The sequence below is a fragment of the Candidatus Filomicrobium marinum genome, from assembly GCF_000981545.1.
GTDB classification, from domain to species: domain Bacteria; phylum Pseudomonadota; class Alphaproteobacteria; order Rhizobiales; family Hyphomicrobiaceae; genus Filomicrobium; species Filomicrobium insigne.
The window spans coordinates 2,288,483-2,310,219 of sequence record NZ_LN829119.1; the positions used below are offsets into that span (position 1 = coordinate 2,288,483).

General features: G+C 56.4%; 20 protein-coding genes. 11 read left to right on the top strand and 9 right to left on the bottom strand.

Features of this window, described 5'->3' with window-relative positions:
* The first annotated feature begins 30 nt into the window (after positions 1-30).
* Positions 31-978 carry a dimethyl sulfoxide reductase anchor subunit family protein gene (locus YBN1229_RS10760; protein WP_046479278.1) on the top strand — a complete coding sequence of 316 codons (948 nt, stop codon included), beginning with the start codon at positions 31-33 and terminating at the stop codon, positions 976-978.
* A 61-nt stretch (positions 979-1,039) separates the two neighbouring features.
* The gene (locus YBN1229_RS10765; protein WP_046479277.1) at positions 1,040-1,876 is read left to right on the top strand and encodes a hypothetical protein; all 837 of its coding nucleotides are present in this window, start codon (positions 1,040-1,042) and stop codon (positions 1,874-1,876) included.
* Positions 1,877-2,008: 132 nt separating this feature from the next.
* Here YBN1229_RS10765 and YBN1229_RS10770 read toward each other — a convergent pair whose 3' ends face one another.
* A complete protein-coding gene (locus YBN1229_RS10770; RefSeq protein ID WP_082101100.1) occupies positions 2,009-3,091 on the bottom strand; it encodes a LysR family transcriptional regulator in 1,083 nt (360 codons plus the stop codon).
* A 270-nt stretch (positions 3,092-3,361) separates the two neighbouring features.
* Between YBN1229_RS10770 and YBN1229_RS10775 the strand changes: the two genes are divergently transcribed.
* From YBN1229_RS10775 to YBN1229_RS10795, 5 genes are all read left to right on the top strand, one after another.
* Positions 3,362-4,123 carry a sulfite exporter TauE/SafE family protein gene (locus YBN1229_RS10775; protein WP_046479276.1) on the top strand — a complete coding sequence of 254 codons (762 nt, stop codon included), beginning with the start codon at positions 3,362-3,364 and terminating at the stop codon, positions 4,121-4,123.
* 12 nt (positions 4,124-4,135) lie between these two features.
* Positions 4,136-5,131 (top strand): aminomethyltransferase family protein, encoded by a 996-nt coding sequence (locus YBN1229_RS10780; protein ID WP_046479275.1) that lies wholly within the window; start codon positions 4,136-4,138, stop codon positions 5,129-5,131.
* A 182-nt stretch (positions 5,132-5,313) separates the two neighbouring features.
* Positions 5,314-6,222 (top strand): 3-methyl-2-oxobutanoate hydroxymethyltransferase, encoded by a 909-nt coding sequence (gene panB, locus YBN1229_RS10785; RefSeq protein ID WP_052743865.1) that lies wholly within the window; start codon positions 5,314-5,316, stop codon positions 6,220-6,222.
* A 501-nt stretch (positions 6,223-6,723) separates the two neighbouring features.
* Positions 6,724-7,989 carry a sulfite dehydrogenase gene (gene soxC, locus YBN1229_RS10790; RefSeq protein ID WP_046480706.1) on the top strand — a complete coding sequence of 422 codons (1,266 nt, stop codon included), beginning with the start codon at positions 6,724-6,726 and terminating at the stop codon, positions 7,987-7,989.
* 73 nt (positions 7,990-8,062) lie between these two features.
* Complete coding sequence (locus YBN1229_RS10795) at positions 8,063-8,641, top strand: c-type cytochrome (RefSeq protein WP_046479274.1); 579 nt, start codon at positions 8,063-8,065, stop codon at positions 8,639-8,641.
* A 119-nt stretch (positions 8,642-8,760) separates the two neighbouring features.
* Here the strand turns inward: YBN1229_RS10795 and YBN1229_RS10800 are convergent, their stop codons facing one another.
* The 8 genes from YBN1229_RS10800 to YBN1229_RS10835 all read right to left on the bottom strand — a co-directional run bounded on the left by YBN1229_RS10800 (position 8,761) and on the right by YBN1229_RS10835 (position 17,379).
* Entirely contained in the window at positions 8,761-11,385 is a 2,625-nt protein-coding gene (locus tag YBN1229_RS10800; protein WP_046479273.1) for a Gldg family protein, read from the bottom strand.
* 4 nt (positions 11,386-11,389) lie between these two features.
* Positions 11,390-12,121, bottom strand: a complete 732-nt coding sequence (locus YBN1229_RS10805) for an ABC transporter ATP-binding protein (protein ID WP_052743866.1) — start codon at positions 12,119-12,121, stop codon at positions 11,390-11,392.
* A 46-nt stretch (positions 12,122-12,167) separates the two neighbouring features.
* Positions 12,168-12,374, bottom strand: a complete 207-nt coding sequence (locus YBN1229_RS10810; protein WP_046479272.1) for a hypothetical protein — start codon at positions 12,372-12,374, stop codon at positions 12,168-12,170.
* A 36-nt stretch (positions 12,375-12,410) separates the two neighbouring features.
* On the bottom strand, positions 12,411-13,298 hold the full coding sequence (locus tag YBN1229_RS10815) for an ABC transporter ATP-binding protein (RefSeq protein ID WP_046479271.1): 888 nt from the start codon (positions 13,296-13,298) through the stop codon (positions 12,411-12,413).
* A 49-nt stretch (positions 13,299-13,347) separates the two neighbouring features.
* A complete protein-coding gene (locus YBN1229_RS10820) occupies positions 13,348-14,214 on the bottom strand; it encodes an ABC transporter permease (RefSeq protein ID WP_046479270.1) in 867 nt (288 codons plus the stop codon).
* A gap of 27 nt (positions 14,215-14,241) precedes the next feature.
* Complete coding sequence (locus tag YBN1229_RS10825) at positions 14,242-15,123, bottom strand: ABC transporter ATP-binding protein (RefSeq protein ID WP_090228642.1); 882 nt, start codon at positions 15,121-15,123, stop codon at positions 14,242-14,244.
* A gap of 35 nt (positions 15,124-15,158) precedes the next feature.
* A complete protein-coding gene (locus YBN1229_RS10830; RefSeq protein ID WP_046479269.1) occupies positions 15,159-16,046 on the bottom strand; it encodes an ABC transporter permease in 888 nt (295 codons plus the stop codon).
* A gap of 196 nt (positions 16,047-16,242) precedes the next feature.
* Positions 16,243-17,379 carry a nitrate ABC transporter substrate-binding protein gene (locus YBN1229_RS10835; protein WP_046479268.1) on the bottom strand — a complete coding sequence of 379 codons (1,137 nt, stop codon included), beginning with the start codon at positions 17,377-17,379 and terminating at the stop codon, positions 16,243-16,245.
* A 777-nt stretch (positions 17,380-18,156) separates the two neighbouring features.
* Between YBN1229_RS10835 and YBN1229_RS10840 the strand changes: the two genes are divergently transcribed.
* The 4 genes from YBN1229_RS10840 to YBN1229_RS10855 all read left to right on the top strand — a co-directional run bounded on the left by YBN1229_RS10840 (position 18,157) and on the right by YBN1229_RS10855 (position 21,730).
* The gene (locus tag YBN1229_RS10840) at positions 18,157-19,428 is read left to right on the top strand and encodes an aromatic ring-hydroxylating oxygenase subunit alpha (protein WP_046479267.1); all 1,272 of its coding nucleotides are present in this window, start codon (positions 18,157-18,159) and stop codon (positions 19,426-19,428) included.
* A 186-nt stretch (positions 19,429-19,614) separates the two neighbouring features.
* Positions 19,615-20,106 (top strand): aromatic-ring-hydroxylating dioxygenase subunit beta, encoded by a 492-nt coding sequence (locus tag YBN1229_RS10845; protein ID WP_046479266.1) that lies wholly within the window; start codon positions 19,615-19,617, stop codon positions 20,104-20,106.
* Positions 20,107-20,219: 113 nt separating this feature from the next.
* Positions 20,220-20,597 carry a Rieske 2Fe-2S domain-containing protein gene (locus YBN1229_RS10850; protein WP_046479265.1) on the top strand — a complete coding sequence of 126 codons (378 nt, stop codon included), beginning with the start codon at positions 20,220-20,222 and terminating at the stop codon, positions 20,595-20,597.
* An 86-nt stretch (positions 20,598-20,683) separates the two neighbouring features.
* Entirely contained in the window at positions 20,684-21,730 is a 1,047-nt protein-coding gene (locus YBN1229_RS10855; RefSeq protein ID WP_046480703.1) for a 2Fe-2S iron-sulfur cluster-binding protein, read from the top strand.
* Positions 21,731-21,737: the final 7 nt, after the last annotated feature.

Below are 21,737 nucleotides of genomic sequence, written 5' to 3' on the forward strand. Positions count from 1 at the left end.
CCCCAACGAGACAACGAGACAAACAAGACCATGCATCCTGCTTATTCGGTGATCTTCTTCACGACCGCATCCGGAGCGGGCTACGGCCTGCTCATCTGGATGGCGATTGCTGGCACCCTTGGTGTCGTCCCACCCCACTGGGGTATCGGCTTCGCAGGCCTCGGTTTGGCGCTGGCGCTGATTACGGCCGGCCTGCTGTCATCAACCTTCCACCTTGGACGTCCTGAGCGTTCTTGGCGGGCGTTTTCGCAATGGCGCTCGTCATGGCTATCGCGCGAAGGCGTGCTCGCCGTCGCAACGTATGCTCCGGCTGGCCTGCTCGGGATTTCGTGGGTGTTTTTTGAGAACCTGTCCGGCATCGTGGTGGTTTTCGCGATCGGCACAGTGATCTTGTCGCTCTGCACGGTCTGGGCAACGGGGATGATTTACGCATCGCTGCCCCCCATTCGCTCGTGGCACCAGCCTTGGACTGCACCGGTTTATGTCGGTTTGGCCCTCGCCAGCGGCGGCGTTCTTTTCCATGTCATCCTCGCGGCCTCAACCGGAGTGACGTGGTGGACGGCGGGTCTCGCAGTGGCGCTGGTCGTTGTAGCCTTCATTCTCAAGACCATGTGGTGGCAAACCGTAGATGGCGCCAAGCGTTCACTGACCGTAGAGTCTGCAACGGGCCTCGGTCGGTTCGGCAAGGTTGGAATGATTGAAGCGCCGCACTCGCGTCCGAACTTCGTCATGCGCGAGATGGGGTACCATGTGGCCCGCAAGCACGCAAAGAAGCTGCGCACTGTGGCAACCTACCTGATCTTTCTGGTGCCGCCGATTTGTCTGCTTCTGCTTCCCATGCTGTCCACGCTGGTAGCCTTGCCGGTCGCTCTTACTGCGGCTGTCAGCGCCGGTGCGGGCTTGCTCGTTGAACGTTGGCTATTTTTCGCCGAGGCGGATCACGCTGTGATGCTGTTCTACGGTGCGGATAAAGCGTAATTTCGTCAGGCGATAAGAACCTCGTTGCTAAACAACCGGCGAAATTTCCGGAGGAAATAAAATGACCGCGGTCGCGTGGAAAACGATTGAAACAATAGATAGCCGAAAGCTGAATGAGGCCCGGCGCCAAGCACACAATGGCATTCATTGGCTTGCCCGTTTCGCGAACAGCTTTCGGGCGCCGGAAAACGGCAACCGGCAGGTCGAATTGATATGGGATACCGAACACGGTGCTTTCTCCACGAAAGCCTTCGAGGACAAGTACCGTGTGGAATTGCGTCTGCCCCATATGGAGATGCAGTTCCGGGAAGGCGACAAGCTTGTTCCGCACGTCCTCTACTTCGAGGATCGCTCTCCGGCGCATGTGGAAGCGTGGGCTTTGGTTGAACTTCTCCATCGCGGCCTGGACCGCGACCGGTTCTCCAAGAACCTCCCTTATACGCCTGAAAACCTCATGTCGGGTGACAATGAAGAGTTCGCTCCTGAATCCTACCAGGAAGAGCTAGCGGTCCTGAATAACTGGTACACGAACGCAGGCCAGATCCTATCCCAGCTTGCCAGCAAGCATGCCGAGGATGGAACCATTTCGATTGCAGGCACGTCGACGGCACAGCCGCCCGCAATCAAATGCTGGCCGAACAGCTTCCAGATCGGCATTGAAATGCCGATCCAAGCCTCCGGTGGACGACTTCTGAGAGTCGGCATGGCGATCAGCAACACATCTAGGCCAGAGCCATATTTCTTCGTTGGGACGGAAGAGCAGGCTTCCAGCGGAAACTTCAACGCGAATTACATTTTGATGGCGCGCCGTATCATCTCCGACAACATGTCGCCGGAGGAAGTGGTCGCCTTCTTGCAGAAATCGATCGCCGCACAGCGCAAACCACATGCGCACTAAGATGTAAAAAAGGTCGATATTTAGAACTGAAAACGGGGCGGCTTGGAAACCAAGCTGCCCCGATTTTTTTGCTGAATACGAGAACCAGAAAAAAAACGTGCCCCCGAGGTGTCGGTGGCACGTTCTATAAACTCACAGGATATCGTGATCGCCTAGGCGCAGATGGCGGGCGACGCGCTGCTGCTCTTCAGTGTCGCCATTGGAGACTGGCACACGTGCGGCGTTGATCGCACAGGGTGTCTGTGGCTGTGCCTGGACAGTCGTCTTTGATTTTCTTGAGCCCTGGGATTTCTCGTCGTCGCCGAGCAGCCTGCGAAGTTCGCCAGACTTGTTTAGCTTCTTCACGATCGAGACCAGCGCGCTGGCCATCGGCATAATGATTTCGCCTTCAGCCCAGAACAGCCCGACCTCCTGGCTCATCACGGGCTCGACGAGATCGAGCGCCTTCGTGCCGGCATGCAGGCCGGGCATGCGTTTGAAGTGTGCCGGAATGATCGTCGAGAGTTCCGTGCATTGAACCTGGAACATCAGGTGAAGAATGGATTCGGATTCAACCTTTGGAACGACGTCGCAGCCAACCTGTTCGAAGATGCTGTCGACAAACCGGCGCTCATGCATGCTAGAGCGAAGCATCGCGAGAGGAAGTTCTGCCGCTTCTTTCCAAGTGATCTGAGTACGGCCCTCAAACTCGGCTGTGTCCGGAACCAACAGGCTAAGCTTTTCGGAATAGATCGGAATAACATTGCGGCGACCGAGATCTGCCTGGTCGATGTACGTCAGCGCGCAATCAAGATTGAAGTTATCAAGTCCGAGCTTCATCGCTTCGTTGCCCATGAAGTGGACGTCGATGCGGACATTCGGATAGCGCTCGCGCACTTTTTCCAGAAGGACAGGAAGAACAGGAGACATTGAGGGCATAGCGCCCATCCGTAATGAGCCGTGCAGGTCGTCCTGGCGTTCCTTGATCTCGTCGCGCATCGCTTCGCAATGCGAGAGGATGAGGCGTGCCCATTTGGCGATCCGTTCACCATCGGGTGTCAGACCATGGAAGCGCTGACCACGGCCGCGCAAGAATATCGGCACACCGATTTCCAGCTCAAATTGCTTGATGCCGCTCGAGAGGCTCGGTTGGGTAACGTTGCAACGTTTCGCTGCTCGACCGAAGTGTTTCTCTTCAACGACCGCTACGAGATATTTGAACTGGCGTAGGAACATCGGTGCACTTCCTGAGGGTTTCCAGACCTATACCCTGTCATGGCTCTGACATGGGCTTTGGAATAATAATAGTAACATGCTCATAAAAGTTCTAGTTCAATAAGTTTCATCAATTATTGGTGTCATCTATTATTGGTTTGGTATTTTCGAACGCCAACCCTATGGCGCATTTTTGTGCGTCAGCGATTATGGCCTGCGTCGCTTGCCTCATTGAATGTCCATGTGTTGAGCAAGCGATGACCTGGATTTGGTCATCAGGGGGCCAAACGCATGGAATTCGCGCAATTGCTACTCTTTGCCGGTCTCGGCATGGGGGCAGGACTATTGATAGGTTGCGTCGGAATCGGCGGCGTTATCGTCGTTCCGGCACTCGTATACTTGGCGAACGTACCCATTCATGTGGCGATAGCGGCCGCCATGTTTGCTTTTCTGCTGTCCGGAGCAGTGGGAACGCTTGTCTTCGCCCGGAGTAATTCCATCCGTTGGGATATGACCGCCTGGATGTGGGCGGGTGCTATGCCTGCCGCCTTCATCGGAGCATTGGCTGCAAACGCTATTCCGGCATCGATTATTGAGTTCGTCGTAGGAACGTTGACGGCCGCGTCAGGAGTACACGCGCTCTTAATCCAGTCGGCGGCAGAGCCCGCCGATGGCGGAATTATCTCTAAGCCCATTCTCGCGAATATCGGCGCAGTCACGGGCTTTACCTCTGCTTTGACGGGAACCGGCGGCCCCCTCGTACTAATTCCGATATTAGTGTGGATGCAGATGCCGGTGCTTGCAGCCATCGGATTGGCTCAGGCTATTCAGTTGCCGATCGCCGTCCTCGCGACCAGCGGAAATATTGTGGCGGGGACACTTGATCCCCTGCTTGGATCAATCTTGGGTTTCGGTATCGTCTTCGGCACGTGGTCTGGCGCCAAGTTGGCTCATGTGTTGCCGCGCGCAACGCTGAAGGCCTTCGTGTCCGCGCTTCTCGTAGTTGTTGGCGGAATGATCCTGATAAAACTCGCCCTTGCCTTCACAAGCTGAGAAGGCCGTGAGATGAGTTTCAGTCTCACAGATTTGGCCCGAGACTATGGTGACATTATTGGGGAAGCTGCCGTATGCCGAAAGAGCGCGGCAGTTTTTGACTTCTCGTTCATGTCCCGAGTCCGAGTCGCCGGACCGTATGCGCTCGCTGCAGTACAGACACTGACGCAGCGCAATTTATCCGATTTGTCCGTCGGTCGGTTGCGTTACTGCCTGCGCCAGACATCGTCGGGACACGTTGCAGTCGATCTCACCATATGGCGCGTCGGGACCGACACATTCGAGGTGATGAGCGGTCGGCATCAGGATATCGCCAATCTGCTCGCATTGGCCCCAGCAGCCACGGATCTCAGCGACGCGTGCGTTATCTACGCCCTTCAGGGGCCCAATAGCCTGGACGTACTCAGCGAGTTTGCTGATAGAGCGGCGCTCGCCGAGCTTCCCTACTTTGGCTGTACTGAGATCCACGTCATAGGGGTGCCATGCCTCGTCGGGCGCCTGGGCTATACCGGGGAAGCTGGCTTCGAGATCATTGCGCCGAAGCAGAGCGCCACAGAGTTATGGAACGCACTGACGAAGCGTGTGCCCCCTGCCGGCTTTGCAGCCGCTGATATTTTGCGCATAGAGGCCGGATTCATCTTATTCGCCAACGAACTAAGCCTGCCCGTAAAAGCTCACGAATTGGGACTTGCCACATTCTCAGGTGAGGCTGAGGTGCGGGAAAACGTTCCCATATCATTGGTGGCCTTTACGGCCGAGGCCGACACAAGACCTGTTCTCTGGCAACCACACGCCGAAGTGAGGAGACCCCAACGCCCAGGAGAAATCACTGTGACCTCGGCATGCTGGAGTCCTTTAGTGGGTGCGATTCTCGGGTTGGGATATGCGTGCACGACCGACGAGGGGGCCTCTTTGCGAGACGAGAATGGCGTATTTCACGAAATTCGGCGGATAGAGCGGCCCTATTATGACCCCCAAAAACTTCGTCCACGAGCGCCATGGCGTTGAAAATCATCAGTTGCGGCCACGCTCATAGGTTTTGGCAAACCCATGATAGGTTCTGCGGATTTGACTATTGGGGGCCAGAAGACGCCCTTTAGGGGCAGAGGAGTTCTTTGCCGGCAGACCGTCCACGGCAAGCTACCTCGCTCGAAAAAAAACCATTGAAGAATTCCGAACGGAGAGACGCCATGGCGGATAAGCCAGCACGCAAAAAAGTGACCATCAATACGCTGATGGCAAAAAAGAAGAGGGGTGAGCCAATTACCCAGCTCGCCGCCTACGACTACCGCACGGCAGTTGTGGCTGACCGTCTCGGGATGGACATCCTGTGCGTTTCAGACACCGGCGGCATGATCCTGTTCGGTCACCAGAGCACGGTCTCGGTGAGCTTCGACGAAGTTATGATGATGTCGCAGGCGATCGACCGTGGTTCGAAGTACGGTCTTCGCATGGTCGACATGCCCTACTGGAGCTTCCACGTCTCCAAGGAGCAGGCGATCGAGAACGCAGGCCGCTTCGTTCACGAGGCGAATGCCGAAGTCATGAAGTGCGAAGGTAACCGTCACCACGCTGCGAATATCGAAGCGATCGTCAACGCTGGTGTCCCGGTTCAGGGCCACATCGGCATCACGCCGATGCGTATGCCTCAGCTTGGTGGCTTCATCGCTCAGGGTAAAACCGCAAAGCGCGCTAAGGAACTCATCGACGACGCGAAAGCCATGTACGATGCCGGTTGCTTCTCGCTCCTCTGCGAAGTGACGACGCACGAAGTCGCCGAATACCTCGCTGAAACCCTGCCGATCCCCGTGATCAGCCTCGGTGCCGGCAACCGCGCTGACGGCGTCCACATCATTTCTTCGGACCTCTTCCATCTGTGGGAAGAACACGTTCCGAAGCACTCGCGCATCTACACCGACCTCATCCCGATCATGGAAGACGTCATCACGCGTTACATGAAGGACGTTGTCGAACGTGATTATCCGGGCCCGGCAGAGACCATTCACATGGCACCGGAAGAGCTCGAGACCTTCGCTCGCGAAATGAAGTGGGAGCGCAAGCTCGAAGAAATCAAGTCAGGCGCAAAGAAAGCCGGCTAAAAAAACGCCTTTCCTCACTCGATCACGCTCTGCAGATTGTTTGAGAAACTTGAGCGCCCGGCCTCAACCGCCGGGCGTCTTTTTGGAGTATTCGATAGGCAAAGGCTCTTGGTACATAACGATCATTTATTAGTGTGCAGTATTTTGCCAGAATAAGCTGAGGCGCTTAGCCGCGGGCACAGTGTCAAAAGCAAGGAGAGAAGCCAACCGCGAACGCAAAGGTCCTAAAGCGCAACTTGTCTCTCGAAGTTGTAGGCTTGGCTACGCGGATTCATAGCGAGCCCAAAAAAAAAGACCCGACCCGACCGTCAATCCGGGTGAACGGTACAAAAAACGTTTTCTGGAGGAAATCGCATGACAACAGAACTCAACTATCCCGACATTTCCGATTGGGATGTCGACGATGGAACGCGCCGTCAGATCGAAGGCATGATCGAAGCGGAAAAGCGGGCGCTAGAAGCGCAAAGGGCGGAACTCGAAGACTGCGAATGTAAAGAGGGGATGTTCCCAAACCCGCAGCCGACCAGACGCTCGTTTTTCCTGGCGACTGCCGCCGCGGCTGCAGCGGCCGGCACGTTGCCCCAATTGGCCCGAGCTGAAGCTCCTGCAGGCGCTATTGAGTTCCCTGTTCCCGAAGATCCCACGAAAGTGCAAGGTCGTTTGACCAACGACGACGGAGGATACGGCACTCGATCACAGTTTGAAACAGAGGCACGCTGGCGCTTTGGCACTGCGACAAAGGAATCGTCCTGGACGATGACACCGCTGGCCAGCGGCTTGGGGATTATCACCCCATCGGGTCTGCACTTTGAACGCCATCACGGCGGTATCCCGACAATCAATCCGGCTAACCACAGCCTCATTGTCCATGGCATGTGCGACAAGCCGAAAAAGTACACCATGGCGGACCTAAAGCGGTTCCCGTCGGTTTCGCGGACCATGTTCATCGAGTGCTCGGGTAACGGCCTCACCGAATTCAAGCAGCCGACGCTCAAAACCGTGCAAGGCACGCACGGCCTGACCAGTACATCTGAGTGGACCGGCGTACCTCTGTCGACAATCTTGAGTGAGGTCGGCATTAAAGATGGGGCCGCGTGGATTCTCGCGGAAGGCGCCGACGCTGCCGTCATGACGCGCAGTGTCCCAATGGACAAGGCGTGGTCTGACGCCATCATCGCATATGGGCAGAACGGTGAGGCCCTACGCCCCGAACAGGGCTATCCGCTCCGTCTTCTCCTTCCTGGTTACGAAGGCAACACACACATTAAGTGGCTCCGCCGCTTGGAAATCAGCGACAAGCCCTTCATGACACGTGAAGAAACGTCCAAGTACACGGACCTTCTCGCTGACGGCAAAGCGCGTCAGTTTTCCATGACGATGGAAGCGAAGTCTGTAATCACGTTCCCGTCCGGCGATATGAAGCTGCCAGGACCGGGCTTCTACGAGATCACTGGACTTGCTTGGTCGGGACGCGGCGCGATCCGCGATGTCGAGGTCACGGTGGACGGCGGCAAAACATGGAATCTGGCTTCGCTGCAAGGTCCAGTCCTGCCTATTTGCCATACGCGCTTCCGCTTCCCGTGGGTGTGGGACGGCAAGCCGGCGCTCATCGCATGCCGTTGCAGTGATGAGACGGGATACGTCCAGCCGACGATCGCCGACATCACCGCTGTGCGGGGACTGAACTCGGTCTACCACCTCAACGGCATCATGGCGTGGGCCATCGGCGCCGATGGTTCGGTAACGAACGCGGCACATCAGGTCTGACAACTGCAAGGATTAAAGGACTGCTTTTCGTGCGGGATTTCCTGTGCGGAAAAGCGGTCAGGGAGAACTTCATATGCTGAAAAAACGCAGCACACCACAAGTCTTCTTGGCACTTCTTGCGGGCGTGTCGATCGTTGCCGTGAGTGCATTGGGGAACGACGCCAGGGCCGATGAGTTGGGCTTCGGCACGACGCCGACAAAAGAGGAAATTGCGAAGATCGATATCGACGCAATGCCGGACGGTCGCGGCTTGCCGGAGGGTTCAGGAACAGTCGCCAAAGGCAAGGAAGTCTTCGCCGAAAAGTGCGCCGCCTGCCACGGGGAAAACCTCGAGGGCATCAAGGAGGCCGGCGGCGATAAATTGATCGGCGGTCGAGGCACGCTGAATACGGCAAAACCCGTCAAGACGATCGAAAGCTACTGGCCCTATGCGTCCACGGTGTTCGACTACGTCAAGCGGGCAATGCCATTCAATGAGCCAGGGTCGCTCACGGACGAAGAGATCTACTCTGTCACCGCTTACATCCTCAACCGCGCCAACATCATAAAAGAGGATGAAGTGATGAATGCGGAGACCTTGCCCAAGGTCGAGATGCCTAATAAGGACGGCTTCATTCCAGATCCGCGTCCGGACGTGAGGCACTATCGCTAAGGCCCTGATGTGCGCTGTCTGATCGGGGGGAAGACAGCGCTAAAGGGTCCTGGGGGCTGCGCCGCGCCTGCCGGTAAGCGCAGCCCTTTGATGTCTAGAGCAACTTGAGCCTTACCGGCTCACGTCTTCCCGGAAAATAAGGTTGGGCGCCGCCGCCGCGACCACATCAAGCCCGCGAACAGCGCCACGAGTAGTGGCCCGGCAGCCAGATTGAGCACCGTAATTTTCTGACCCAACCGCTCGACGTCATCACGCATGCTTGCGCGGATGCGTCGTAGATCACGCCGGTATGGCAACAACGCCTGACTGAGTTGATTTACACGCGCGCGAATCTCGTCAGGTAGTTGCTCGGTGCGCGAAGCACTGGCAAGTTCGAGAACTTTGCGAATATCACCTTCCACCCGCGCGATGCGCGTGATGAGCTTGCGCTCCTCTTCCTGATATCGTGCGCTGGCGTCGCGCAGCATTTCAGCGACACGTGTGAACGGCCGAGCAAGACGGCCCCGTGAGCGGATCCCGATCAGCCGAGGATTTCCTGCTGCATGCTCGATCATGTTAAGCAGAAACGTAACGTTGTCGTTCAGAGGACGGCTCAAGTTCCGATCGCCGACAGTAACGTTTTGCAGGGCCATTGGGTCGTATAGCCAGTCTGCATCACTAATGGCAAACACGCTTGCCGCATTGGTTTCAGCACGATGGTGCTTGGAGTCTTTGCCGTCTCCCCCAGTGGCGCCGAACGCGCTCTTGAACGGGCCACCTAGAGCCACCGCGATAACGCGTGGCTTCCCGTCGGGTTTGAACTGCGCTTCCAATCTAGCGGGATCGCCATTCTTGAAATCCTCTCTGGGCAGCGTCCCGGAATCTTCGGTCGTCGTAATTAAGGCGACGGCGTTGTCGCGGCCTGTGAGCTCGAATGAGCCGGCTTCCCCGAATAAGAGATCATTGAGGCTCGCAGTGACGGGATGAGCGGATGAAACGCGCGATCTCGGAACGCGGAGCCAGAACGGATAATTCAGTTGCTGCTGATCTTTGCCGACCACAGGCGAGGCCAGCTGAGAGTCGCCAACGATGCCCTCACCGAGAAAGCGGGCACCATACGTCAGAAGTAAATCCGAAATGTCGTTGATCACTTCTGATGGCTGCGGGACCACTGCGGCATTCCCGCTGTTAAATCTCGCATGTGGGTCGATCATCACGATCAGCCCCTTGCCCGCCATCACATGCTGGTCGATCTGATAGAGCAGGTCCGATTTGAGTATCGTCGCGTCCATGACGATCAACGCATCGAGATCCTCAGGAAGCGTGTCTGAGAAATGCGGGATAATCGCCACATCATATTGGCGTTTCACGTCCTCCAGGAATGCCAGGCCCGGCCGCGGTTCGGTTGCATTGCTCGGGGTCAACGCAGGCGAGATGATGCCGATGCGTGGTGTCCTGTCGCGAGAGAGGTTGTCGATAGCCAACGCGACATCATACTCAAGAAGTTCGCTGCGCTGCTCGTCGAAATACGAGATCACGCCCTGCCGATCTCCACGGTGAAATACAGCGCCTAAAAAGAAGTTGTCGCCCGATGACATGGGCACCCTCCGCACCCCGGCCGCGAGCGCCGTTTCTTCGGCGTCGCTATCGGGACTTACGTCATGGGTTCGGATTGTAATGTGTCCGTCGGACAGGGACGCCAACTGGAACAAAATCCGTTCGACGCGATCCGCGTGGAGGCGAATGCTTGCCGGAACGCTTGCTTGCCCTTCGCTCCAATAGAAGTCGACGGCAACGCCTTCAGGCGTGTTGCGGGCTATGACACGCGTCTCATCGTGCAACGTGAACTCGCGGGCATCCGTTAGGTCGAGAGTAGTCGGTAGGCGCAATGTTACGGCAATGACGACGGCAGCAGCCCCTGCGAGAAGTACGACAATCGCAGTGTCACGGCCCGCCCGAACAAATTTAGCTTTTCCGGCGAGACGGCGACGAGCCATCGCTAGCGTCGTTGCCAATAACGCAAGCCCCGTTGTGAGGACGAAGTAAAGAACGGCGGCGAGCTCTATCCGCCCGGCCGCCATACGATCCAGCCAGTGTTTCGGACTCAGGAACACTAAGAGAGCGGATAAGGGCTCAGCAAAGGTGCCACTCAGCAATCTGCCGAAAACGTCCCAACCAAAGAGGGATAGCAGTACAAGAAACCCGAGCCCAACAACATAGGCGCTGACTGGCTCTCGAACGAGAGCAGCCGCGAAGAGGGCGACCGCAAAATAGACCGCCAGAAGGCCGAGTGCCCCGAAATAGCCTGCAGCAACGACGCCCCATTCCGGATCACCGAGATAGGCGATCGTGAGGACGAATGGAAACGTGAAGAGAAGCGAGACGCACAGCACACTGAGGCCTGCTGCCCATTTGCCCACGATGATAGCCGAGCGTGCCAACGGCATGCTGAGCGTCAATTCCAGAGCGCGATCGCCCGGGTCATCGGTAAAGGCGCGCATGGCGAGCGCGGGGACGAAGACGAGCGCAACCCACGGCAAGAACGTCCATTGCAGGGCAATGCTCGCAACGTCCGTTGCATAGAAGTTGGCGATCAGAAAGATACAGGCGTTGAGCGCGATTAGAAAACCGACCTGAAAGATCGCTGTCACAGGGGCATAGATGAACTGCCGCCATTCATTGCGGTACACCGCGAAGACATCGCTGATCCAGCGTCCGGACTTCGAGGTCGGCCTGCTCTCGGAGGGTAAGCTTGCACTCGTCATGGCATCACGGCACAGCGTGCGCGGCGCCGGGTTGCGTCAGGCGTAAGAACGCGGGCGCAAGCCGGCCGGACGCATCGACCACGTCGGCTTTTCGGGTATCGGCAACGACGCGTCCCTCAGCGAGGAGGATCAAATGATCACACAACTCTTCGGCCTCTTCGAGAATATGTGTCGACATCAGGATGGTTTTACGTGAGCTGAGTTCCGCGAGCAATTTGCGCAGGTGCGTCTTCTGCAAGGGATCCAGGCCATCTGTCGGTTCATCGAGGATCAACACCGGTGGATCGTGTATGAGCGCTTGCCCCAGCCAGGCGCGTTGTCGCCATCCTTTGGAGAGCTGGCCGAGTGTCTGTCCGAGCGCGGGCCCAAGCCCGATCATATCCACGACTCGGGAGATGGCGTCCCGACACGGCTTTCCATGAAAACCGCGAGCTTCAGCAGCGAAAATGAGAAACTCTAAGATTGTGAGGCTGGTAAATCCGTTGGCGGCTTCGGGAAGATAGCCGAGACATGCGCGTGCTTCGAGCGGATTGCGATCAATGTCATAGCCGCCAATGCTTGCGGTCCCGCGGTCGGCCGCCAAGCATCCGGTGAGAAGTCGCATGGTGGTCGACTTACCTGCACCGTTAGGGCCCAAAAAGCCAATTACCGCTCCCGGTTCCGCGCTGAAGCTGACGTCCTTGACAACATCATGCGCAGCGAAGCTCTTACAAAGTCCCCGGGCCTCGATCTGCATATAGGAGTACGTATCCTCTGCATCAGCAGCAATCGCGGGCGAGATATCACTGATCGGACATGAAACCCGCGATTATGAAAAACACCACGCTAAGCACAGTGAGGACGTATCCCACCACCGTCAAGGAGCGTGATGCTTTTGTGGGTTCGTCCGGCTTCGCCATATAGCTGCCGGCCGTAACGAGAAGCGCACCGGTGATCGCCAATGCGATGACCACCGGGCGCTGCGTTATCAGAGCTAGAAACTCTAGCACGTGTTTCTACTTCCGTAACTTCTTCTACCGATCCGACTAGGCATTCGGCTGTGCAGTGTAGTTCTCGGTGAAGTCCGAAGATACACCCGTCGACGAGAAGCTGCGCATCGCCTCGTCATGCAGGATGCTCATAGCCTCGCGTTTATAGTCATAAGCTTCTTGCGAGTTGAGCATCGAGTAGTGACGTGGGCGCGGCAACCGGATGTCGATCACCTTGCGGACCTGCGCTGGCCGGTTGGACAGAATAACCAGACGGTCTGCGAGGAAGATCGCTTCATCGATTTCTGAAGTCACGAACAAGTTCGTACGGTGGTTTTCTTCAAACAACCGCAAGAAGAATTCCTGCATCAGACCACGAGACATGGCGTCCAGACCACGGAACGGTTCGTCCATGATCAGGATGCTTGGCTTGTTGATCAGCGCGCGTGCAAGTTCTGCACGGCGTTGCATGCCGCCCGAAAGCTGAAGGGGATACTTGTGCATGAACTCATAAAGACCAACCTTCGCCAGCAGGCGTTCGGCTTCGTCTTTAAGTTCCTTGCCCCGCATGTCTCCGCGCAGCTTGGGACCAAATACAACGTTTTCGTACGTGGTCTGCCACGGCATCAAAGCCGTTTCCTGGAAAACGACCATGCGGTCTTTGCCAGGTCCCGTTACGCGCTTGCCGTCCAGTAGAATCTCACCGCTGTCTGGCCGTTCGAAACCGGCGATGAGATTGACCAACGTGGACTTGCCGCAACCTGACGGCCCCACCACAACGGTGAGGTCGCCCGGCGTTAGCTCAAAGCTAATGTCCTCGATAACGGTCTGCTCGTCCCACTCTTCACCGTAGGACTTGGAAACGTTCCGCAACTCGACCTTGGACTTACCAATGGCATAGTCCTTGGACGCGGCGGCTGCTCCTTTGGAGTTCTCTTGTTGCATTTTTTGCTACCTTTTCTTGAACACTCGGTCACGAACTATGGACACGAGGTCAGAACATCCGTTTCCAGGGCATGAACCAGTCTCCGAGCGCACGGATCGCGGATGATGACAGGAAGCCCGCAATACCGATCGAGATCATGCCGACGACGATCTGCGTAAGCGAGCCGCCCATGTACGAGTTCCAGATGAAGAACCCGAGGCCGCCGCCACCCTGCGTACCACCGCCCGAGATCATCTCGGCCGCAAGAACGACTTCCCACGTAATACCCATGCCGACTGCAGCACCGGTGAAGATCGAAGGCAGCGTAGCGGGCAGGACGATCCGCGAGAACAGGTGCCACTGCGATGCGCCCATGGACTGCGCGGCGCGCAGGTAGCGAACATCGATAGATCTTGCGCCACCAAGCACGTTGATCACGATCGTAAAGAACGCACCAAGGAACGTAACGAATGCGATCGACATTTCGTTGGTGGGCCAGAAGATCAGAGAAGCGGGAACCCACGCCAGCGGCGGAATTGGACGAAGGATCTCAAAGGGTGGGAAGAACAAGTCGCGGAAGTACTTGTTCACGGCAAGAAGCAGGCCGAACGGAATACCGAGGGCCATAGCCACCAAGAAGCCCGACAAAACGCGCCGGAAGCTTTCATACCAGCTGTTCCAGTAACCAGCCTTCGGTAGAACCTCGAGCCAGGCAACTGCGACATCCGTTGGTGGAGGGATGAGACCGACAAAAGGAACGGTCCATGCTTCACCGAGCCATTCGTCCATCCGGGACCCAACTTCCCAGACACACAGGAACACGATGACGGCGGTGACACCGCGCCAGAAAGAAACATTTTGGATAAGTTTCTCCAGCTTCGAGCGGCGACGCGGCAATGCGTAGGCGCCTGAGCTGGATTGTGCGACATCAGTCATGACTTTGTTTCGACTCCCCGCTCTTAGTTACGCAAGCTCGCGTTCGCCGGCTTCGAACGCTTTGATTGCTTCTTCGTGGACGGCTTCGTTGACTTCTTCCATGAGCACCCGGAATTGCTCGGAGGATTGCACGGCGTAGGAACGTGGCCGTGGAATGTCGACGTTAACCGTCTTCTTCAATTGGCACGGACGTGTCGTGACGATATGCACCTTGTCGCCAAGGAAAATTGCTTCTTCGAGGTCGTGGGTAATGAAGAAGATCGTCACCTTCGTGCGGTCATAGGTCTCGAGCAGTGACTCGTGCATGATAGATTTCGTCAGCGCGTCCATCGCTCGGTACGGCTCATCGAGCAGCAGAACTTTGGGATCGTTGATCAATGCGCGTACGATTTCGGCACGCCGTGCCATACCTGATGACACTTCGCCCGGATACTTGTTGCCAACGTCGCCGAGACCAGCGTCGGCAAGCATATGTCGAGCCTTTTCCATCGCGAGGGACTTGGACAGCGCGCCCTGCACGATAGGACCGTAGGCAACGTTTTCAGCCAGCGTTTTCCATGGGAACAGAGCACCGTGCTGGAACACGACCATGCGATCTGCGCCCTGTTTGGCTTTTGGCTTGCCTGGACCGCAAAGAAGTTCGCCATCCAGACGGATTTCACCGGAGGTAATGGAGTGGAAGCCGGCGATCGCGTTGAGTAGGGTTGTCTTCCCGCAACCAGACGGCCCGACGATCATGCAGACTTCACCGCCTGCAATCTCCATGGAGGCATTGTCAACGGCCATCACGTTGACGCCCTCGGGATCGTAAATCTTGGTAACGTTGCGGATGCTGATAGCGCCCTTCAAAGCTTGCTCAGGCTTCTTATGCGGCGTTCCAGCTTCGGAAAATGGAGCGGACACGTTCATGAGATTTCTGTGCCTTTCGACTTTTATGTTTTCGATCAGCGACCTTGAAGCGCGAGCTCGCGCACGTGCCACTGCATGAGATAGTTACCCAGGCTGCGTACCAGGATGGAGGTAAGCCAGCCGATGAGGCCTAGCGTGAGCATGCCGATCACCATCGGAATGGTGACGCTGTTCACGTAGGAGTCGACGATGAGATAGCCGAGACCGTGATCACCGGAGACCATTTCAGCAGCAACCAGCGAGAACCAAGCCACACCGATTGAAATCTGAAGGCCCGTAAAGATGAATGGCAGAGCTCCGGGAACGACGACGTTCTTGAAGATGTCCCAGTTGCTGGAACCAAGGCAGCCGGCGGCGCGGAAATACTCTTCGTCGATCGACTCCACGCCAAGCATCGTGTTGAGCGTGGTAACGAAGAGCGAAGCCAGCGTTGCCAGGAAGATAACGGGTGCCTCAAAGCCTGGGAGCATGAGAATAGCCAATGGAACCCAAGCAAGGATAGGAATTGGCCGGAGCGTCTCAAGAATTGGGAAGATATAATCCCGGATCTTCTTAGACCAGCCCATGAAGAGCCCCAGAGGAACACCTACGCCGGTGGCGATTGCGAAAGCGATCGCGATGCGCCGACAGCTCACATAGATGTGATTCCAGTAGGCTTCCGTGAAGATGGAAATACCCTGGAAGGGCTCGGGCGAGAACCAGTCGCGGGCGACTGCGACTGGACCGGGGATCTTGTCAAAGCGGTCTACGCGTAGTCCCTCGCACAATAACCAGTAGACGAAGATCCACAGGCCGACACCGGCGATCGTGAGGTACGGCGTCGGAGTAGAAAAAGATTTCTTCAGCCGGTAAAGAAATAGCGCGAACCCCTTGGGAGGGGCGGTGCGCCGCGTATTTTTTGATTTTGATGCTGCTTGAGCCATGGTGAAGCGCACTTTCCAGCTTTAGGACTCGCCGTTTAGGTCGAGCTTTTGGGGCGTAATGCGGCCCGGTTTCTTTCTGTGTCTTAGGGGTGGTTTGTGAGCCGGATTGAGTGTCGCGCGTCTTCGACGTCTTTTTCACCCAATCCGGCCACTTTAGGTCGGAGCCTCCGCAAAGGCTCCGACAATCGGCTTCGGCTTACTGCTTGAAGTCCGACATGGGGCGCGTCTTGATCTCACCGAGAGGCGCCGACAGCCCCCGCTCTTTCATCAGTTCCTCGGCAAATTGGAACTGCATGGCGTCAGGCCGAATTTTCTCTTCGGCTGCGGGCTTTTGAGGCAGGCTGTACAGATACGCAGTCGCATCATCAAGAAGCTTTTTCACGCGATCCGTTGCAACAAAATCGAGCCGAATCTTGGTCTGACCCACCTGGGGCTCAGCGCCGCCGTAAAGAGCAGCCCACAAAATTTTACGGTCGATTTGCTCGGTTTGCTGCTCTGCCATCTTCGAAACGGCGTCGGCATTGTTGAGGTCAGCAAGAAAGAGCTGCGCGTCAAGCTCGGCATTGAGCCAACCTTTAACGACGTCAGGGCGTTGTTGGATCAGGTCATTGAGCATGACCATGAAGCCGCCGTCGACAATGTCGAAATCTTCACCCGAAGCCACGCGGCGGGCGATACCCTTCAGCTCGATCTTGCTGGCTGTGGGTTCCCAGATGGCGGCGGCATCAAGCTTTTTCGCTGTGAAGTTGGTGGTGATTACCTCGATGCTCTGGTTCAGGTACCGCTTTGGTTTGATGCCCGTAATGTCGAACGCGCGACGGGCAAAACGGTCGGTGCAGGCGCCGAACGGTGCGGAAATGGTTTTGCCATCCATCCACTTGACCGCATCCGTACCGGACTTGAATTCCGGGGCGTCGTTGCGGACGAGAAAGATGTTGCACTGTTGCTTCGAGGTACCCAGCGTGGAGACGATGCGGATATCGGTGCCGCCACGGTTGGGAAGGTTGCGGAATGTGGCAGCGATCGCCGGCATATCGCCGACATACCCGATGTGCTGCTTTTCACCGGTCATCGCGTTCACGATAACCGCACCCTGCAGACCGACTTGGAAATCAGCCGTAGAGCCTTCAGGTAAGTATTTCTTCCAGAGTTCTTTGCCGTTGACGACAATACCGGACCAAGAACCCGTGTAGTACGGCTGATAGCCTACGACGAGATTAACCGGTTCTCCGGCCTTGCCAAACTGAACATCGGCGGAGCTAGGGGCCGACGCAAGCAGCATAGCTGCCGACGCGAGGGCAGCTGACGTAACGCTTTTCGCAAACAATTTCATTCGTTTCCTCCAGAAACATTGTGTGACAGCGCCAAAGCTTCTTTATTTTTTTATTCAACTTTTCGGATGACGGCGGTTTGCGCTTTGCCCGTCACCCAGCTTTGGGCGGTTTGTTTTTTGCCTTTCTGTGCAGTTCTCCCTTCTATGCATCCCCGACGATGCGGTTGAGTTCAACGTGGCGGCCATCTTATTGTTTTTAAACGATAAATACCGCCTCTATTCGGTCGTGTTTTCAGTGTCTGCACGAGTGCTTAACGACACTGAGACACTGCAAAGCAATTCCTGATCAGAACTCGCAAAGTGAATCCCGCAACGTGGTGCAATTGCGCCGTGTAAAACCATGACCTGTAAAATTGTTCGTTTTGATCTCCTCATATCTCAAGCCTATCAAGGTTGGGCCAACATCCATATTGCCGAATATGATTAGCCTTCCGTCGCTCGCCCCTGCGGAGGCGCGAGCCCGTAGAATGAGCCCGGTTTGCGGGGCTTTGCAAACCCAAATTACCCTCGGCGAACCAGCTAATATCTGATTTGCAAGTTCGATCATGTGATAGGAACTTTTAATCCCATCGATATGGCGACTCCCACTCTTCTTTGTTATTTAAGATAGACATGAACCGGCCGTGTATCCGCCAAGTGTCTGCAGTGATTGATACTTGGAGACTGGAAAACACGGAGCGGCGGCGGAGGCGGCCGATAGTCGGCCTTCCGAAGGATTTGTCTGCGACATGCGTCCGCGCGACAGGAATTAACATCCGGACGCTTGAGGAGGAACTGATGCCAGCAAGGAATCACAGTCAGTGGACCGCGGAACCACCGCTCCAACAGGGTGAGTGGGTTGATAGCCGGATCTACTCGGACCAGGAGATCTTCGAGGAAGAGAACGAAAAGCTCTTTAAGCATATTTGGGTGCCCGTTTGTCACGAGTCTGAGCTGCCAAATGCTTACGACTTCCGCACGACGAGCATCGCGCGTGAGCCGATTATTATCGTTCGTGGTGCCGACAATGAAGTTCGCGCCTTTCTGAACGTCTGTCCGCACCGTGGCATGATGATTGAGCGTCGCCCGTCAGGTAGCTTCCTCGAGGGGCAGCCGTCCGGTAACCCCAAGCGCATGACCTGCATGTTCCACGCATGGCAGTTCGACATGAAGGGCAACTGCGTATACGTCGCCCGTGAGCAGGAAGGTTATCAGGATCGTCTTTGCAAAGAGAACGTCGGTCTCCGTCGTCTTCGTTGCGAAGTTAAGTTCGGTGGTTTTGTCTGGGTCAACCTGGATGATAGCCCAAAGGTGTCGCTCGAAGAGTGGGCTGGCCCCGCATTCGAATGCCTCCGCGAGACGCTCGATGCCGAGCCGCTCGAGGTTTTCCACTATCACAAGGCGATCGTGAATACGAACTACAAGCTGTGGCATGACACCAACAGCGAGTTCTATCACGACTTCATGCACTACCATAACCGCGTGACCGGCTTTAACGATGCGTACTTCGCACGCAAAAACGAAGCCTTCGATAACGGTCACGTTGTTGTTGGTACGTTCACCGTGAACTACGAGAACTACGAAGGGTTCGAAAGCCGCGCGGAACTGTCGTTCCCGCATCTGCCGCCGAACCAGTGGTACATGATCGACTTGTTCCCGGGCTTCAACTTCAACCTGCGCGGTTCTGCGCTGCGTTGTGACACTGTTACGCCCTTGGGTCCCAATCAGGTTTTGATCGAGTTCCGTGGGCTTGGCTTGAAGCGTGATACGCCGGAAGAGCGCATGACGCGTATCAACCACCACAACTCCATCTGGGGTCCGTTCGGTCGTAACCTGCACGAAGACCTTGTTGGTGTTGTTGGTCAGGGCGCTACGATGGCTCCAAAGTCTGAGCCCCGTCGCATTCTCCATGGTCGTCAGGAAAACCAGACGATCCACGACGAGAACGGCATGCGTCACTACTACGAAGAGTGGGGCCGTTGGATCAACCGTTCGCCAACGAACCCGACGCAGCCTTACACGCCGCGCGCCGGGGCTGCTGGTGACGCTGCAGTAGCAGCGGCTGAGTAATCCCAGGCGGGCTTGTGCCCGCCTGCATCGGGCGGCCCGGCATTGGGCCGCCCGTATTGATCACCGCAAGCGTACTTTGAAAGATGACAGTCAGCAGAGATCTACGCCCGTATTGACGGATCTCTTCTACGCGCCCGGGATACGGGTATTGACTGTCGGCACTTTGGCTTCTTGGGAGGACCACTAATGAATAAGAACGGCGCAGACGCCGCATCGAAAGTGCGCGATACGATCTATCGCGCGACTGTTGCGCTGGATGATGAGAAGTGGAACGACTGGCTCGGTCTTTGCGACGAGAGCTTTCATTATGCCATCACGGCCTTCAGCCCTGAAATCAATAAGGACATGATCTACCTGCAGGGCAGCCGGAAGGAGATGGAAACCCTCGTAAGCCATCTGCCGAAGCACAATACGGACCATTCCTGGTTGCGTCGCCACACGTCCGTCTACACCGTGGATGTCGAAGATGATAAGGCGACCGCGGTTAGCTCGTTTGTCGTCTATATGAACGTGTTGGATGGCTTCAATTCGCATATCGAGGCCGGTGAAAGCCGCCTGTTCCTGACCGGCAAGTACTACGATACGTTTAAGCTGGACAACGGTGAGGCCAAGTTTGTGAAGCGGGAAGTCAAAATCGACAACCGCCGCCTCGATAAGGGTTCGCACTGGCCAATCTAAGGCCGCGATCCTACGCCCTAGAGCAAAAAGCTACTATTCTGGGATGACACCGTCCGTATCGGGCAGCGAACAAAGCTGCCCGTTAGGCGCCTCGTGTCCGAAAGGGAAAACTTATGAGCTGGATCAAAGTGTGTGCGGCTTCGGACGTACCAAAAAACACCTGTCACAAGGTGTGGGTTGAGGGCATCTCGGTGCTCGTCGTCAACTATGGAGAGGGGTTCCGGGTTATGCCGCCGATTTGCCCTCACATGGAAGAACCGCTGGAAGAGTCCGGTGTCGTCGCGAATTGTGTGCTCACATGCACCAAACACCTGTGGGCGTGGGACTTGCGCACGCTCGAGATGGACGGTAGCGAGACTGAGAAGCCGTTGAAGACCTATGACGTCAAGGAAGAAAACGGCGACGTCTATGCCTTCATCGAGGGTGAGATCGTCTATGAGTTCGACGACGAAGACGATATGGACGACGACTCCTTCTTCACGAACGCCTAACGCGAACGGGGCTTGAGGGACAGCGCGCTGCGTGCGTGCTCAAGCCTTTTCTTCCGCTTCCCACTTTTACAAGTGCTGGATGGCCAATGAAAATAAAACTGGAAACAAAATCGGGCGTCTTCACCTACACAGGTGACTGCTCTGAACCCATACTTTTCTCGGGCCTGTCTGCCGGGCTCAGCCTTCCTTACGAATGTGCGACCGGCACGTGCGGAAGCTGCCGCGCTCGTGTCATGGATGGTTCGGTGGAGATGGCTTGGCCGGAAGCGCCCGGCGCTGCGAAGCTCAAGCGCGACAAGGGCGACGTCTTGATGTGCCAGGCGCGCGCCAACAGCGATTGCGTGCTGCGGGTGCCGGCGAACGTTACGCAAGCAACCGATCTGAGCGCTGCCCCTAAATGGCGTGTCGCGCGTATCGCTGCGGCCCGTCAGCTTACGGCGGATGTAATCCACTTTGACCTTACGCTTTCGAGTCCCATGACCTTCAAGGCCGGCCAGTTCGCTGTGGTCGAGACGCCAGATGTTCTCGGTGGCCGGGCGTATTCAATGGTCAATTACGTGGAAGGGACGAACGAGTTGTCGTTTGTCGTGAAGCGTAAGCCGGGCGGTGGATTCTCCGAATGGCTGTTTGCCAACGAGTTGGTGGGCAAGGAGCTCAAGATTTTTGGACCCTTAGGAGCTGCAACCTTCGGTCCGGAAGACCAGAAGGACTTCATCGGCATCGCTGGTGGGTCGGGGATCGCCGGGATTATGTCCATTCTCGAGCGGGCAACACTAACGGAGCATTTCCGGAAGCATAAGGGATATATATTCTTCGGGGTCCGTACGCTTGCCGATGGTTTCTACGTCAAGGAGCTTGCCGATTACGTCGATAAGGCGCAAGGAGCTCTGGAAGTAACCTTGGCGCTGTCGGATGAGGCCCCCGCTTCTCCGACGCATCCTGAATTCCCGCAGGTTCGCCTGGATGGTGGATTTGTCCATGAGGCAGCGAAGCGGGCCATGGAAGGGCGTTATGGCGACAATGCAATGGGCTATGTTGCCGGACCGCCACCCATGGTTGACGGGGCACTAAGATTATTGCTTACAGAGGCGCGGCTACCGCCGCAATCAATACGTTACGACAAGTTCGCATAGTCGTGGG